General features: G+C 41.8%; 15 protein-coding genes and 1 tRNA gene. 11 read left to right on the top strand and 5 right to left on the bottom strand.

Annotated features, from left to right (window positions below; genetic code table 11):
• Window positions 1-629: 629 nt before the first annotated feature.
• The 3 genes from FE392_RS08305 to FE392_RS08315 are packed head-to-tail and all read left to right on the top strand — an operon-like array spanning window position 630 to window position 2,216.
• Window positions 630-1,826: an MFS transporter gene (locus FE392_RS08305; RefSeq protein ID WP_319929765.1), complete on the top strand. Its 1,197-nt coding sequence runs from the start codon at window positions 630-632 to the stop codon at window positions 1,824-1,826.
• On the top strand, window positions 1,801-1,944 hold the full coding sequence (locus tag FE392_RS08310; protein ID WP_319929766.1) for a hypothetical protein: 144 nt from the start codon (window positions 1,801-1,803) through the stop codon (window positions 1,942-1,944). The genes FE392_RS08305 and FE392_RS08310 overlap by 26 nt, the downstream gene beginning before the upstream one ends.
• A gap of 17 nt (window positions 1,945-1,961) precedes the next feature.
• Window positions 1,962-2,216 (top strand): hypothetical protein, encoded by a 255-nt coding sequence (locus FE392_RS08315; protein WP_319929767.1) that lies wholly within the window; start codon window positions 1,962-1,964, stop codon window positions 2,214-2,216.
• Between the two features lie 86 nt (window positions 2,217-2,302).
• Here the strand turns inward: FE392_RS08315 and FE392_RS08320 are convergent, their stop codons facing one another.
• Window positions 2,303-3,505, bottom strand: coding sequence for a BaiN/RdsA family NAD(P)/FAD-dependent oxidoreductase (locus FE392_RS08320; RefSeq protein WP_319929768.1), 1,203 nt, complete (start codon window positions 3,503-3,505; stop codon window positions 2,303-2,305).
• Between the two features lie 298 nt (window positions 3,506-3,803).
• On the opposite strand from FE392_RS08320, the gene pitA reads away from it, so the two are divergent.
• Window positions 3,804-5,294 carry an inorganic phosphate transporter PitA gene (gene pitA / locus FE392_RS08325; RefSeq protein WP_319929769.1) on the top strand — a complete coding sequence of 497 codons (1,491 nt, stop codon included), beginning with the start codon at window positions 3,804-3,806 and terminating at the stop codon, window positions 5,292-5,294.
• A gap of 119 nt (window positions 5,295-5,413) precedes the next feature.
• On the opposite strand, the gene uspB is transcribed toward pitA, so the two are convergent.
• Window positions 5,414-5,743 carry a universal stress protein UspB gene (uspB, locus tag FE392_RS08330; protein WP_319929770.1) on the bottom strand — a complete coding sequence of 110 codons (330 nt, stop codon included), beginning with the start codon at window positions 5,741-5,743 and terminating at the stop codon, window positions 5,414-5,416.
• 668 nt (window positions 5,744-6,411) lie between these two features.
• On the opposite strand from uspB, the gene uspA reads away from it, so the two are divergent.
• Window positions 6,412-6,843, top strand: a complete 432-nt coding sequence (gene uspA, locus FE392_RS08335; RefSeq protein ID WP_092509913.1) for a universal stress protein UspA — start codon at window positions 6,412-6,414, stop codon at window positions 6,841-6,843.
• A gap of 272 nt (window positions 6,844-7,115) precedes the next feature.
• Window positions 7,116-8,459 (top strand): NADP-specific glutamate dehydrogenase, encoded by a 1,344-nt coding sequence (gdhA, locus tag FE392_RS08340; RefSeq protein ID WP_319929771.1) that lies wholly within the window; start codon window positions 7,116-7,118, stop codon window positions 8,457-8,459.
• Between the two features lie 270 nt (window positions 8,460-8,729).
• Here the strand turns inward: gdhA and FE392_RS08345 are convergent, their stop codons facing one another.
• Window positions 8,730-8,969 carry a hypothetical protein gene (locus FE392_RS08345; protein ID WP_319929772.1) on the bottom strand — a complete coding sequence of 80 codons (240 nt, stop codon included), beginning with the start codon at window positions 8,967-8,969 and terminating at the stop codon, window positions 8,730-8,732.
• A 243-nt stretch (window positions 8,970-9,212) separates the two neighbouring features.
• Between FE392_RS08345 and FE392_RS08350 the strand changes: the two genes are divergently transcribed.
• Genes FE392_RS08350 through FE392_RS08360 form a run of 3 tightly spaced genes read left to right on the top strand, consistent with a single transcriptional unit; the run spans window position 9,213 to window position 11,256 of the window.
• Window positions 9,213-9,854 (top strand): ABC transporter ATP-binding protein, encoded by a 642-nt coding sequence (locus tag FE392_RS08350; RefSeq protein WP_319929773.1) that lies wholly within the window; start codon window positions 9,213-9,215, stop codon window positions 9,852-9,854.
• Window positions 9,851-10,576, top strand: a complete 726-nt coding sequence (locus FE392_RS08355) for a hypothetical protein (protein ID WP_319929774.1) — start codon at window positions 9,851-9,853, stop codon at window positions 10,574-10,576. The genes FE392_RS08350 and FE392_RS08355 overlap by 4 nt, the downstream gene beginning before the upstream one ends.
• Entirely contained in the window at window positions 10,576-11,256 is a 681-nt protein-coding gene (locus tag FE392_RS08360; protein WP_319929775.1) for a hypothetical protein, read from the top strand. The genes FE392_RS08355 and FE392_RS08360 overlap by 1 nt, the downstream gene beginning before the upstream one ends.
• 52 nt (window positions 11,257-11,308) lie before the next feature.
• Here FE392_RS08360 and rsmJ read toward each other — a convergent pair whose 3' ends face one another.
• Both rsmJ and prlC read right to left on the bottom strand, forming a co-directional pair.
• On the bottom strand, window positions 11,309-12,052 hold the full coding sequence (gene rsmJ / locus FE392_RS08365; RefSeq protein ID WP_319929776.1) for a 16S rRNA (guanine(1516)-N(2))-methyltransferase RsmJ: 744 nt from the start codon (window positions 12,050-12,052) through the stop codon (window positions 11,309-11,311).
• Window positions 12,053-12,057: 5 nt separating this feature from the next.
• Window positions 12,058-14,100, bottom strand: coding sequence for an oligopeptidase A (prlC, locus tag FE392_RS08370; RefSeq protein ID WP_319929777.1), 2,043 nt, complete (start codon window positions 14,098-14,100; stop codon window positions 12,058-12,060).
• A gap of 227 nt (window positions 14,101-14,327) precedes the next feature.
• On the opposite strand from prlC, the gene FE392_RS08375 reads away from it, so the two are divergent.
• Both FE392_RS08375 and FE392_RS08380 read left to right on the top strand, forming a co-directional pair.
• Window positions 14,328-14,422: transfer RNA gene (locus FE392_RS08375), tRNA-Sec, on the top strand.
• Between the two features lie 151 nt (window positions 14,423-14,573).
• Window positions 14,574-15,788, top strand: coding sequence for a tyrosine-type recombinase/integrase (locus FE392_RS08380; RefSeq protein WP_319929778.1), 1,215 nt, complete (start codon window positions 14,574-14,576; stop codon window positions 15,786-15,788).
• The last annotated feature ends 187 nt before the right edge of the window (window positions 15,789-15,975 follow it).

Below are 15,975 nucleotides of genomic sequence, written 5' to 3' on the forward strand. Positions count from 1 at the left end.
ATTTTGCTAATGTTTTGTGCGGAATAAGGAGATTATGAGTATCATTTTTTAATATATATTTTTATTATTTATTATGTCAGGGAAGGTATGGATTACCTTTTTGTTTTTACAGAAGAAATTAGCGTTAAATTAATAACCTATGGTTAATGTAAATCAATAAAATCTTATTGTTGGCGTTTTTTTATTTATTTGTATTAATCAGGTTATAAAATTAAAACTTGGTTGTTAGATAAATGAATTTATTATTGATGTATGTTAAAAGCTATAAATCATATGGAAATAAAAAATAAGTAATATCTATAACTATCAGCCTAAATAGTGAAATTAATATAATTCAGCCCTAAAAAGCTAGATTAAACTGTATTTCAACTACATCAGAATGCATAAATTTTTTATTTATGGGAAAAGTCAATAAACCAAAACCTAAGTCACATATCAGAAACATTTAATGGGCAATCTATTTACATTAATTTTGGGTGATATTATGTTTAAATCCATTTTAGGAGGGATAATTAAAAATCAACATCCAAACAGGAGGATTTATGGATTATCAACCACTGGTGTAAATTAACAGGCATAAGTTAATTAGGCAGCTTATCCTGTTTACTTTAGCAACTTGGGGAATTGTTATGTTGAAATATATTGGTATAGCAGCTAATGAATTTGATACTTATCTTGATTATGCTTTCTTGAGCATAGTTGCTATCTATCTTTATAACGCCACCCCTGTAGAAATGGGCGGGCTTGGAGCCTGTTTTGCCTTGCCATTTTTATTTTCCAGCCATTTTTTTGGTAAGTTGTTTGATAAAGGCAACATTCATCAATGGAGAACCCTTCTTTTTACAATAAATACCATCACCACGCCATTGTTGTTTCTGACAGGAAATATTTATGGCTTGTTCGCAATCGCTTTCATAAAAACCGGGTCAAGATGCGGTTTGAGTATTTCTAATATCAAGCTTAATAAAAATGATGATGACTCAAAAAGGTTTTTTGAAATTTATGGCTATTTGATTAATATCAGCAGGGTATTAGTCCCTCTGGCAGTGGTATATCTCTATAATTTAATAGGGGTTTGGACTATCATCATTTTTTCATCGGCCCTGAACCTCCTCAGTATCTTAACCTCACAGATAGATCTCAGGTTGCAGGATGGCATGCATGCTCAGGGTGCTGATGCTTCTGGAAAATCGGGAACCAAATACTCGTTCTTTAATGAAATGAGAGCGAGCAAAGATCTTTTTTATCTGGTGGCTGGATACACGATTGCTAATTTTGCCTTCTACCTGAGTAATGACATGCTAGGGCTGTTTTTTAAATATGCCGGTGAGAGCGAAAACAGCATCGGCATAATTATATCATTACTTGGCGTGGGGGGCATTATTGGCACAAAGCTGGCGTCCTTATTAAATAAAAAGCTACGCCCAGTCATTATATTAATGGCTTCAATGCTGATTAACTCAATTGCATTTTTTATATTCGGATTCCTGAATCCCGACTTGATAGCTGTTTATGTGTTCTATTTTGGCATAATTCTGATAGGGATATCGTCTGGCGTTACTTTTTTTGCCATAAGGCTTGGTGTCCGGGAAATTATTGGATATCAAAATGTAGGAAAAGCAACAGGGACGATTCAGTTACTGTCTTCAGTGGTCGCTATACTGATGCCAATGATAGGCGGCTATATTGCCAGCCTGTACTCTCTGGATGTGACTTTTAAACTGACCAGCATTAGTTTGTTTGTTCTATTGATGGCATTTTTCTATGTATTTTATTTCTCTAAACAAAGGCGTGAATATTATGCAAGATCCGCAAAAAATGAGTGAAATTAATGCGATTGTGGAAATGAACGTCAGTAGCCATACAGAGGATAATATTACCTTTATAGGAGTGGTTCCGTTGTTAAACAACGATGTGAAATTTCCGGCACTCTTGGCAGGTTAATCCTGAATGACTTTGTTATGCCTTATTGTGGCTCATTTGTTTATGGCAACCTATCGCCAGATATGTGCCTTGAGATTGAACACGGCATGAAGCCTTTGGTCGATCGTGAAAGTATTAAGCTCTCTTTGCCGGAGCGGCAACACGCGACCATGCTGAGGAATTTTTCCCGGTTCATACATTCACCAGATTCTGAAACTCTGAAATCGCTACAGACTGAGTGTAAAAGAACAATGCGCTTATCCGGTTTTGTAAAAGCGTTGTCTCAAGGGTAACGTTATTTTCAACATACTTCTCAGCGTGCAGACAGATGGTGTTAGTCCTCACTAACTCCATCTGTCAAAGTGAGCATCCCGCGGCTTTATTTTTGCTTCTCAGACGCCAATGCTTGTGCGCAAGCCCATGCCGAACTCCAGGCCCATTGGAAGTTATAACCACCGAGCCAGCCGGTAACATCAACCACTTCACCAATAAAATACAACCCCTTCACTTTATGCGCTTCCATTGTCTTGGAAGATAGCTCATTGGTATTCACTCCACCCAGAGTTACTTCTGCTGTGCGGTAGCCTTCGGTGCCATTTGGTTGTACCTGCCAACATTGCAGGGTGGTGATCAGCTCTTTTTGCTGGGCAGAGTTCAATTGCTTGAGCGATATTTCCGGTAATTGCCCGAGAGATTGCAAACATTCAATTAAACGTTTCGGCAATAGTTTTGCCAGCGTGTTTTTCAAGCTCTGATTTGGATGAGAACTCCGCTCTTGTTCCAGAAAGCCCTCCAAATCTGCATCAGGAAGTAAGTTAATACTCACATATTCTCCGGGCTGCCAATAGCTGGAGATCTGCAAAACGGCTGGGCCAGAAAGGCCACGGTGGGTAAACAGGATATTTTCCCTGAATACAGTGCCATCTTTTGCTGTGACAACAGAAGGAACGGCAACACCGGAAAGGACTTGTAGCTGCTCCAGTAGCGGTTTATGCAGGGTAAAAGGAACGAGTGCCGCACGCGTCGGCAGGATATTAAGCCCAAATTGTTCTGCGATGCGATAACCAAGGGGAGAAGCTCCTAAGCCCGGCATGGATAACCCACCGGATGCCACTACCAGTGAGTGTGTGCTTACTTCTTTTCCTGCTGCGGTAATGACAAAGCCTGTCTCTTTCTTTTCAACATGCGTGACTTCATTGCGCAATCGAATCGTCACCTGTCCTTTTTCGCACTCTTTCAACAACAGATCCAAAATTTGTTGTGCCGAATCGTCACAGAAAAGCTGCCCCAACGTCTTTTCGTGATAAGGAATATTATGGCGCTGCACCAGATCGATAAAATCCCACTGTGTATAGCGAGCAAGTGCTGACTTACAAAAATGAGGATTGGCAGAAAGATAAGCCGCGGGTTCGGTATACATATTGGTGAAATTGCAGCGCCCGCCACCGGACATCAAAATCTTGCGGCCCGCTTTTTTGCCATTATCCAATACCAGAGCGTTTAACCCCGCTTGCCCCGCCTGAGCCGCACAAAACAGACCGGCAGCGCCAGCACCGATAATAATTACATCAAATTTTTCCATTAATTAGTCTCTTTTAGCCGAGTTTTTTGTAGGAAATGACTGCATAGTGGGGGCAGCGTTCACGAACTACGGAGAAAAATGCATACTTAGTTTAACTTTTCACACTGAAAAGTAATTTTTCATTAAAAAAATATCAAAACATCAAAAGAAGATAATCAATTGATATTATTGACAAATGCAAATATTTTGCTGACCGCATATTGTCATTAAATCAAAAAAAGGTCATATTTCTCTTTTCCCGCTAACGTTTGTCACTGATAATGCGCGCGTTCATGTCCTACTAACTGGCTTAACGTTTATGCTACATCTGTTTACTGGCCTGGAATTTTATACCGGCCTTATGTTAGTACTTGCTCTGTTGTTCGTGCTTTTCTATGAAGCCATCAATGGGTTTCATGATACCGCAAACGCAGTAGCAACTGTTATCTATACCCGGGCGATGCGCTCGCAGCTTGCCGTTGTTATGGCTGGCGTTTTTAACTTTTTGGGTGTTCTCCTTGGTGGATTGAGTGTCGCTTACGCGATTGTGCATCTGTTGCCTACGGATCTTCTGCTGAATGTCAGTTCCTCTCACGGGTTAGCTATGGTCTTTTCCATGCTGCTGGCGGCAATTATCTGGAATTTAGGCACATGGTATTTCGGCATTCCAGCATCCAGCTCCCATACGTTGATTGGTTCAATTATCGGTATTGGCCTGACCAATGCGATAGTAACCAGCTCTTCTGTGGTGGATGCGCTGAATATTCCGAAGATGATACAGATTTTCATGTCCTTGATCCTGTCTCCTCTGGTTGGTCTGGTGATTGCCGGAGCGATGGTATTTTTGTTGCGTCGTTATTGGAGCAGCACAAAGAAACGTCGTCGCATTCACATGACACCTGCTGAGCGTGAAAAACAGGATGGTAAACGTAAACCTCCATTCTGGACACGTACAGCGCTGATCCTTTCCGCTGTTGGGGTGAGTTTCTCCCACGGTGCAAACGACGGCCAGAAAGGTATTGGTCTGATCATGTTGGTTCTGATTGGTGTCGCGCCTGCGGGCTTCGTCGTCAACATGAATTCAACCAGCTATGATATTGCCCGTACCCGAGATGCCATTGTTCATTTGAAACAGTATTATGCTCAGAATGCTCCCGCGCTGGCTCATGCAATTGAATTGAACCCAGCGGCTCCTGGAGTGGAGAATCAATTGGATATGGAATTCCATTGTGATAGTTCACGTGCTGAGCAGGTTTTGAATAGCGCTGAATCCATGCTGGGAAATATCCAGAATTACAGCGAGTTGACGCCAGATCAACGTAACAGCATGCGTCGTATGCTGATGTGCATCACAGATACAGCAAGTGCCGTGGCTAAGTTGCCGGAAACCAGCCTTGAAAACTCCCGTTTCCTGAATACGCTGCGTAAAGATCTATTGAATACGGTGGAATATGCGCCGTTGTGGATCATTGTTGCGGTGGCATTCGCTTTATCTTTGGGAACGATGGTGGGTTGGAAGCGTGTAGCTGTCACCATCGGTGAGAAGATTGGCAAAAAAGGCATGACTTATGCCCAAGGTGTTTCTGCTCAGGTTACTGCGGCGGTTTCCATTGGTGTTGCCAGTTACACGGGGATGCCCGTGTCTACAACGCAGGTACTCTCTTCTGCGGTTGCAGGTACAATGCTGGTTGATGGCGGTGGTGTTCAAAGCAAGACCATCAAAAACATCATGCTGGCGTGGGTACTGACGCTGCCTATTTCTATCGGATTGTCAGGCCTGCTGTACTGGTTTGCCCTGAAATTGATCTAATAACGTAATAAAAAAGGGTTGGTTATTGCATGATTGCAAGCCAACCCTTTTGTATTTTCATTTGCCTTCTTTCCACGTTAACTTCCTGGATTATCAACATATTCTGTCAGTCTGTTTGTTTAAATGACATTGACGATAAGAGACAGCACAACGACTCCACATAATATTCCCGTCAATATAAATTGCCTCCTTAACCTTTCGCACTGAGAAACGACATCGGGATCGTGATGATTGATATAACTTTGTGAATTGATATAGCGCACTAACCGAATTTGTTTGCTGAATTGACCACTGGCCGTGAAAAAACCGTTGCCACCAACGGATTGATACAACATGGGATCAGACTGGCGTAAAAGTGACAGGAGCACTCGGAGTGAAGAGAAGTAGCGTAGCATGTTCACAATGCAGATGAGGCCAATGGCCCAAAAGAATGCCATAGTATTAAACATACTTCCTATATGAATACATCCCGTTTGTAAGGCAATAGTCATTTGTCATGAAGAGTAACCTCGTCATAAATAGTCACTTTTTCATGACTACTGTTGTCTCAGCAACCTTTCTGCATTCACCCTTTATCGTTGAAGGTTAATAGGTAACAGTGAAATGCCATCAATGGGGCCTGACACTGGCGTAATTATTCTCCTAGTTGTGGCGGTTGCAACCGCCGCCAAGAAGTGTGTACCCTTCATCTTTCAAGTTGTCTCTTTGTTGGCTGTGCCCATTCACCCCTGTCACCGTTTTTATAAACATACGGTTCTCTATGTTCCTCGGGATGAATTCCCTTGTCGCCGCGATGCAACTCGAAATCCATTGGGTATAAATCAATTGGAAAAATTCCTATTTGAATAGTCACTATATTAAATATTAGGCAGAAATACAGCGTCCTGCGTATTTATGTTCAAGTGAAAATTGGCGCGTCATTTAGGCTTTGTTCAGTTAAACCGCGTAATAAATTTTGTCGGTGACATGAGGAATTTCAACCGGTTAAAGAAGTAAAACAATAAGTTGTGATCAAAACAACACTCAAGAGAGTGCTTGAGACGTTATAGTATAAATATCAAATCATGGCGTTTAATGTTGCCAGTCTATTTTAATCGACGTTATGGAAGGAGTTCTTATGGCTTACAAACATATTCTTGTTGCGGTTGATTTATCCCCAGAAAGTCGGATATTGGTGGAAAAAGCTGTCTCAATGGCTAAACCGTACAACGCCAAAGTTTCCCTGATCCATGTTGATGTTAACTACTCAGATCTTTATACCGGCCTGATTGACGTTAATCTTGGTGATATGCAGGAACGTATCGCGGATGAGACCCGTAACTCTTTGAAAGAGTTGTCTGCCAGCGCAGGTTATCCTGTTCAAGAAACGTTAAGTGGTAGTGGTGATTTAGCTCAAGTTCTTGTTGATGCCATCAAGCAATACGATATGGATTTAGTCGTATGTGGTCACCATCAAGATTTTTGGAGCAAGTTGATGTCTTCAGCCCGCCAGCTTATTAACACCGTTCATGTTGATATGTTGATCGTCCCTTTACGTGATGAAGAATGATACGACGAAGAATAATCTTCGGTTGATTATTTATTCTATAAAATCGCCTGCTTATGCAGGTGATTTTTTTGCCTGTAACAAAGATGATGAAACTGACTTAGAAATTGTCAAAACTATTTTTGAGAAAATTAATAAAAAATAGTTGTTGAAATTTAAGCATAAAATAGTGATATATTCAGAAAGCAAACCGTAATCACCTCACATTTTCGATAAAAAAATAATATGAAAATAGTCGAGGGTCATCACATCTGTATGACAGAAGGAAGCTTTAAATGAATGTTTCATCATCTTTAGTCTCGTTTCTAGATTCAATCCAATATCATCATCCACATCAACCAGAATACTTACAGGCAGTGCGTGAAGTATTTACTTCTCTCTGGCCTTTTCTTGAGCAAAATCCGCAATATCGTGAGCAAGGATTGTTGGAACGCTTGGTTGAGCCGGAACGAGTGATTCAATTTCGGGTCTGTTGGGTTGATGATCAAGGCAAGGTACAAGTTAACCGCGCATGGCGGGTACAATTCAGTTCGGCCATTGGGCCATTTAAAGGGGGAATGCGTTTTCACCCTTCTGTAAATCTTTCTATCCTGAAATTCTTGGGCTTTGAGCAGACATTGAAAAATGCGTTGACTACGTTGCCAATGGGAGGCGCGAAAGGCGGCTCTGACTTCGATCCCAAAGGCAAAAGCCACGGGGAAGTCATGCGGTTCTGTCAGGCTTTGATGACTGAGCTTTACCGCCATTTGGGGTCAGATACGGATGTACCGGCGGGTGATATTGGCGTGGGAGGGCGTGAAGTTGGTTTTATGGCGGGCATGATGAAAAAACTGTCCAACGATACATCATGTGTTTTCACGGGAAAGGGGCTTTCTTTTGGTGGCAGCTTAATTCGCCCTGAAGCGACCGGATATGGGCTGGTTTATTTCACCCATGAAATGCTTAAACGTCATGGCATGGGGCTTGAAGGAATGCGAGTTTCAGTATCTGGTGCAGGAAACGTCGCCCAATATACCATCGAAAAATGCATGGAACTCGGCGCGAAGGTGATTACAGCATCAGACTCTGGCGGTACTGTATTGGATGAAGACGGCTTCACGCCGGAAAAACTTGCCCATCTTGAAGAGATTAAAAACCAGCGTTACGGGCGAGTGGAAGAATATGCCAAAGAGCGCGGTTTAACTTTCCTCAAGGATCAAAGCCCGTGGGAAATTCCGGTTGATATCGCCCTGCCTTGCGCGACTCAGAATGAGTTGGATTTGGAAGCTGCGAAAATACTCATTAAAAACGGGGTGAAAGCTGTTGCCGAAGGTGCCAACATGCCGGCAACCATTGCTGCTACGGATGCATTCGTCGAAGCGGGCGTTTTGTTTGCGCCGGGTAAAGCGGCTAATGCGGGAGGCGTGGCAACATCTGGTCTGGAGATGGCGCAAAACGCAGCGCGCCTGAGCTGGAAAGCGGAAAAAGTGGATATTCGCCTGCATCACATTATGCTCGATATCCACCACGCTTGCGTAGAATATGGCGGAGAGGGCAAACAGATCAATTACGTGCAAGGTGCAAACATCGCAGGCTTTGTTAAAGTCGCCGATGCGATGTTATCGCAGGGTGTTGTGTAATTCGGTTTATCAGAAGTCCGAAATAGGCATAGCAAAATGCTATGCTTATTTACACAAAGACATATTCTTAACCTGTTTTTGAGTTAAAAGATATTTAAATAATAATATAGAAAAATACATACAAAATGGGCTGAATCAAATAAAACAAGAGCTTTTTGTCTAGTTAATAAATTGGTGTAATCAATTATAGATTAAAGTCCACCAAATACAGAAATACCCATGAAAATCAATGAAAAAATAAATATCTTTATTCAGGATGGAATATTTTCATTACCCACGAGAATACCTACCCCACATGTTGAAGAATTGGTCAGGATGATAAGGTGCAGCAGGAGGTTTCACCTTATTTTTCTTTAATTTTCTAATTATAGTTTCACTGATTTTAAATTCATTATCTAACCACATTAAACCGTAAGCAACCGCTACACCAACCACAAAAACACCGGAAGCTACAGCAGTAGCACTAATAGCCGTGGTAAAATGGCCGAAGTCATATTCGTCCTTAAACATTAACTCAACAGATCTATATGCAGCCTGCAGCCGAAAAACAATGCCAAACTTTATAAAGTAGCTCGGGTGCAATGATGCTAGAAAATATACCTTGTTACTGCCCTTAAGGAGCTAAGAAGCGCATTTAATGTATGTTGTTCATTGTCGGTAAGGGGGACAATTGGATATTGGTTGACGGATATGTCTCAAAAAATAAGGTAAATTTGATAGTAAAAGTGGCTATTTAATATAAAAGGATAAAGGATGCTTGAAGTTACCGATGTTTATTATAACAATGGAAATCTCAATGTTATTAATTCTCTATCTTTTGCATTAAAAGATGGGGAATTTCTTGCAATCACCGGTGAAAACGGAAGTGGGAAATCAATATTACTCAATATACTGTCAACGGTACTTAAACCATCAAGTGGTCAGATATTTTTTCGTGGCAAGGACGTGTATAGCGATCTGTTTTGGTATCGAAGGCAAATAGGCATTTCTTTTGGTGCTCCATCCGGTTTTTATCCTCGTTTAAATGCAATAGACAATCTCGTTTTGTTTTCTTTTTTAAAAGGCAATAAGTTAACAGCGAAGGAAGCCAAAAAATTAGCTTTGGATACCGGGCTTAAAGAACCTGATATTGATAAACCTTATGCTAATTATTCATTGGGAATGCGCCAACGGTTACATTTAGCAAGGGCATGTCAGCTATATTATCCATTATGGATTTTAGATGAGCCTACCAATGGCCTGGATAGTGAAGGAATAGCTTTTTTAAGTTCTAAAATAAAGGCACATTGTGCCAATAATGGTATGGTCATCTGTGTTTCTCATAATAAAGATTTTATCGCAAATCATCGTCACCAAGAGATTAAATTGTTAAAGCATGGAATTAATAATCAATGAAAAACAATTTTATAAGCGAACTTGTCTTTTTTACGAAAATCCAATGGAAAGAACGGATTGTCACCTCATCGTTCTTGATAGGGATTAGCCTGCAAAGTGTTATTTTTGCAATTAGTTGTTATCTGTATAATGGCGAAAATAATAGTGCATTATTTTTTACCATAAGGGCAGGATTATTTACGTGCATTGGCATATTACTGTTTTCTGCCATGTCCAACATATCAAATGAATTTAAATTTGAAACTATTTCGTATGTTATTTCATCAGGAACGCCATTTTATAAAATAATTTTATTAAAATCAGCCGCCAACGGCCTTATCAGCTTACCTGCCATTATTATTCCTTTTCTTGGCTATTTGATGCGTGACGTTAATTTTCATGTTGAAATTATTTTCTATATGATTGGCGAATTGTTGTTTGCCTGTGTTTTTTGTTTTGTTATCTCTTTTTTCATTAACTTATGGAAACAACCTGCCTTGGCGTTACCGTGGTTTGGCTACATAATGTTTATTATTGGATTGGATTTGTTCAATATTCCTTATTTCAATGCATTATCAATGCTATTTCCTTCATATTGGCTACTGCAAGATATTACTTATACCAACGTTTCTTTCTTTTTTTTAACTCTCTTTGTTTGGCTTTCTGGTGTGTATTGGTTGAATAAGAAAATAAGTCATAAATTAGAGGAATATTTGCAAGATGGTAGAATGAGGATGAGTTGATGAGAATAAGTGCTTTGGTTTTCAAAAACTATTTGAGACAAGTCACTATTAAAGAATACCTCATCATGGCGTTTATTCACGTCCCGCTCAGTGTTGTTATTTTAATTATGGTGTTTGCCGAAAAACAAGATACTTTCATCAATGTCTTTTTAGATAAATACCCTTATTTATTTGCATCTCAATCTTTTATTTCTGGTTTGTTATCTTGGGATATCGAGATCTATGCGGGTATTTATCCCTATATGCATTCAAAACCACATAAATTAATCCTTTCAAGAACCCTCTATTTTGTGATGATAATGCTGCCAATTACTCTTTTTTCTATCTTGTTATTTATTATTTTGGGTGAAAGTTTATACGGTGTCGCCCATATTTTACTCTTAATGGTGGTAATGGGGTTACTTGGTATTGGCTTTGCTTTGTCTTATGGTTTCAATTCTGAAAAGTCATTAAATAATATTAATCACTTGAGTATTTGGCTACTCTCTATGATGCCAGGTATAGCGATACCAATAAATAGTGGGTTATCACCATTTCTATCCCTCATTTTTCCTCAACACGTTTCATCCATGAACGATTTTATTATTGAGTTATTGAAATTAGCTTGTTATCTGACTATTGCAGTGTTTTTAATTTATAAGGGATGCCAGCCTGCTGGTCGAATGTATTTTAGAAAATAGCTCCATATAAGCAGATACAGAGCTATTTTTTGAATCGATAACAGAGATTCGCTCAGCAAGGATAAATGTCGAAACGGTGATTTTTGGTTGTAATGGAGGCCGAGGCTTTAACGCCTGCCAGCGGTTCGGCATAATCCGGCCGTTTCACCACAACCCGACGTTTCGCCAGCGCGCGGGCGGGTTCCAGCAAACTGTCCGCATCTTCATCGGCGCCTACCAGCGATTGGAAAACCCGCATCTCTTTTTTGACCAGTGCACTTTTTTGTTTGTGCGGATACATGGGATCAAGGTAAACCACATCCGGTGGCGGATTGATGTCCGTCAACGCCGTAATACTTGATGCATGGATCAGCGTCATGCGCTCTTTTAGCCAACTGCCGATCTCCTCATCCTGATAGCCGCGTTGCAGGCCATCATCCAGCAATGCTGCGACCACCGGATGACGTTCCAGCATTCTGACTTGGCAGCCAATGCTGGCCAACACAAAAGCATCGCGGCCTAATCCAGCCGTTGCATCCACCACTGTGGGCAAATAATCTTTTTTGATGCCGACAGCCTTGGCAACTGCCTCACCTCGGCCACCACCAAAGCGGCGGCGGTGAGCCATCGTTCCGGCAACAAAATCAACATAAATCCCGCCCAGCTTGGGTTCATCGCGCTTACGCAATTCCAGCCGCTCGGGAGTCAAAACCAGAGCCATCACTGAATCTTCATCGTGAAGCAAACCCCAGCGTTCAGCCAATAACGATAAGGCGCTGCTGTCAGCGCCTTCTTCACAAATCAAACAAATCTTCACAAGTTTTATCCACCGATGCCATAGCTCTTCAGCATAGCATCCAGTTTTGGTTCGCGGCCACGGAAACGTACAAACAGCGTCATTGGATCCTCTGAGCCGCCACGGGACAAAATATTGTCGAGGAACGACTGGCCCGTTGCGCGGTTGAAAATTCCTTCTTCAGAGAAGCGGGAATAGGCATCAGCAGCCAGAACATCAGCCCACAGATAGCTGTAATAACCTGCTGCATAGCCACCATTGAAAATATGGCTGAAGGAGTGCGGGAAGCGGCCCCAATCAGGCGATGATATAACAGAAACCTGTTTCTTCACTGAGCGGAGTGTTTCCAGAATTTGTGCACCCTTAGCCGGGTCATATTCCGCATGCAGACGGAAATCAAACAAACCAAACTCAAGCTGGCGCAGAATACGCATCGCGGCCTGATAATTTTTGGCTGCCAGCATATTATCCAGCATCTCTTTCGGCAGAGGTTCTTTGGTTTGATAGTGGCCTGAGATAAATTCCAGCGCTTCAGGCTCCCAACACCAGTTTTCCATAAACTGACTTGGGCATTCCACCGCATCCCACGGCACGCCGTTGATACCGGAAACGTCCAGCGTTTCAATCTGAGTCAGCATTTGATGCAATCCGTGACCAAATTCATGGAACAGTGTTGTGACTTCACTGTGTGTGAACAAAGCAGGTTGATCGCCGACGGGTTTATTGAAGTTACATGTCAGATAAGCAACTGGGGTTTGCATTTCACCGGAAGCGTGGCGCATTCTTTCGACATAACTATTCATCCATGCACCGCCGCGCTTGTTCTCACGGGCATAGAGATCTAAATAGAAGCTGCCGCGCAATGTCTGCTTATCGTCAAACAGGTCGAAGAAACGCACATCAGGGTGCCATGTATCTACCCCTTGGCGTTCTTTGGCGGTGATGCCATAAATACGATGAACGACCTCAAACAACCCTTCCAATACACGTTGTTCAGGGAAATAAGGGCGCAGCTCTTCATCATTGATGGAGAAATCATGCTGTTTTTTCTTTTCGCCATAATAAGCCAGATCCCATGCTTCCAGCTCATCAGCCCAGTAATGTGATTCCGCAAACTCAGCCAAATCATCCAGCTCATCTTTGCCTTGTTGATGGGCGCGTTTAGCCAAATCATTCAGGAAATCGAGCACTTGCTGAGGTGTTTTAGCCATTTTGGTCGCGAGGGATTTTTCTGCATAGTTCTTGAATCCCAGCAATTGAGCGAGTTCATGACGCAAAGCGAGTAGCTCTGCCATGATTTCACTATTATCCCATTTCCCGGCATCAGGCCCTTGATCGGACGCACGGGTTGTATAGGCGTAATACATTTCTTCGCGCAGGTCGCTATCATCTGCATAAGTCATGACAGGCAAATAGCTTGGCGCATTCAGCGTGAACAGCCACCCGTCCTGCCCCTTGGCTTCTGCGGCAGCTTTGGCTGCGGCTTTAGCACTTTCTGGCAGACCGTCCAGATCACACTCATCAGTAATCAGCTTTGTCCATCCCATTGTGGCATCCAGCACGTTATTGCCGAATTTCGCACCCAATTCAGATAAACGGGCAGTAATTTCGCCGTAACGTTTTTGCTTTTCTTCTGGCAGGCCAATACCCGTCAACTCAAAATCACGCAGCGTATTTTCAACCACCTTTTTTTGTGGTTGGGAAAGCGTTTCGAAAGCCTCACTTGCTTTCAATGACTTATAGGCTTGATATAACCCTTTGTGCTGCCCGACCCAAGTATCGAACTCAGAAAGCAGAGGAAGACTTTGCTCATAGGCTTCGCGCAGCTCAGGGCTATTCTTGACTGCATTCAAATGATCGACAGGAGACCAGACACGGGAAAGTTTATCTTTCTCTTCAGAAATTGGCTGGCATAGATTATCCCAAGTAAAAGTGGAGTTTTCTGACAAAATCTTCTCAATTACTTGACGGTAGTTGGCTAACGTCTCTTTCACAGCAGGCACGACATATTTTGGTTCAATTGCAGAGAACTTAGGCAATGCAGAAGGTGTCAGTAACGGGTTAGTCATAATGAGCGCCTTATATGTGTAGTAGGGTATAGGCTGAAACCAGCCATTGATATCCCAATGGGTTGTTGACGATAGATGGGGATAAGATACAGTGAGTTCAATGCTAATGCCGCACTTTTATGCGAGTAATTCAGCTCTTTTTATATCAGATATCTGTGAAGTAACAGAGAAGTTTAGATATCTCGCGAGACGCGCTATAATCCCTGTCCCTCATTAATTTCCTTAATGGAAGATCATCGTCCCCGGTGGGGCGGCTGGGCTTCAAATCCAGATGGGGCCGCCAGCGGCCCTCGGCAGGTTCGACTCCTGTGATCTTCCGCCATAAGTTGTCCAGAGTCGTCTTTTTCTTTCAATAAAAACCATTAATTTCAGGTGATTGAGTGGGTTGTTAGTCTTTTTTGGTCTAACTGAATCTATTGAAATCCATTATCAATTGGGGGCATCTCATATAGGGGTATAAAAATGTACCCCAAATGAAATTAACTGCTCGTCAAGTAGATACCTGTAAGTCAAAGGGAAAAGACTATAAGTTATCTGATGGCGGTGGTTTGTATCTGTTGGTTAAGCAAAGTGGTTCAAAATATTGGCGATTGAAGTACCGAATTAATCACAAAGAGAAGCTACTTGCATTGGGCGTTTATCCTGAGGTTTCTTTGGCTGAGGCAAGAAAGAAACGTGAAGAAGCCAAGAAACTGATTGCAGAGGGACAAAATCCAAGTATTGATAAAAAGCAGAAGAAATTAGCCAGCCAACACAAACTAAATAATACATTCGAAGCCATCACGAGAGAGTGGCATAAATCTAAGGCTGACAGATGGTCATTGCGTTATCGTGATGAAATTATTGATACCTTTGAAAAGGATATTTTCCCTTATATCGGCCATCGTCCCATATCAGAAATTAAACCTTTGGAATTACTTGAAGTACTGAAAAAATTGGAAGTCAGAGGTGCATTAGAAAAAATGCGGAAAGTTCGTCAACGTAGTGGCGAGGTTTTTAAATATGCCATTGTTACGGGACGTGCGGAATATAACCCCGCTCCCGATCTTGCCAGTGCACTGGCTTCGCCTAAAAAACAGCATTTCCCTTTTTTGACCGCACAGGAATTACCTTTTTTCTTGAAAGATTTATCGGCTTATACAGGTAGTGTAATCACAAAAACAGCGACACGAATTATTATGCTTACAGGAGTCAGAACGCAGGAATTGCGTTATGCGAGATGGGAAGATATCGATCTTGATAATGCTATTTGGGAAATCCCTGAGCATATTATGAAAATGAAACGGCCTCATATTGTTCCATTATCTCAGCAATGTGTTGTATTGCTTAAAGCCTTGAAGCTGATTACAGGTGATTATCCGTTGGTGTTTATTGGCCGAAATAATCGCAGCAAACCGATAAGTAAAGAAAGTATCAATCAGGTAATAGAGCTTTTGGGATACAAAGGAAGGCTTACAGGCCACGGCTTCCGCCATACCATGAGCACTATCTTACATGAACAAGGCTATAACACTGCTTGGATTGAAACTCAGCTTGCCCATGTTGACAAGAACAGTATCCGGGGAACTTACAATCACGCCCAATATCTGGAAGGACGCAGAGAGATGATGCAATGGTATGCGGATTATATGGAGATACTGGAACGGAGTGAAAATGTCCTGATCGGAAAATTTGGCAAAAGGGCGTAAAAGGGCGGTTGTTTTTTCTCCGTGTTGGTAGTACTAACAGAGCTTTTTTTCATACAACCCATAGGCGTGTGGTGTTTTTTTAGACTTTGTTGGCAGTGCCAACAGTGACTAATTTTTATTCAATATGAATTGGGGAGCTGATACTTTCTATAAAACGATAAATTTCACAAATGGAAAAAACAATTAA

The sequence above is a fragment of the Xenorhabdus santafensis genome (genome assembly GCF_033949405.1).
Classification (GTDB): Bacteria; Pseudomonadota; Gammaproteobacteria; order Enterobacterales; family Enterobacteriaceae; genus Xenorhabdus; species Xenorhabdus santafensis.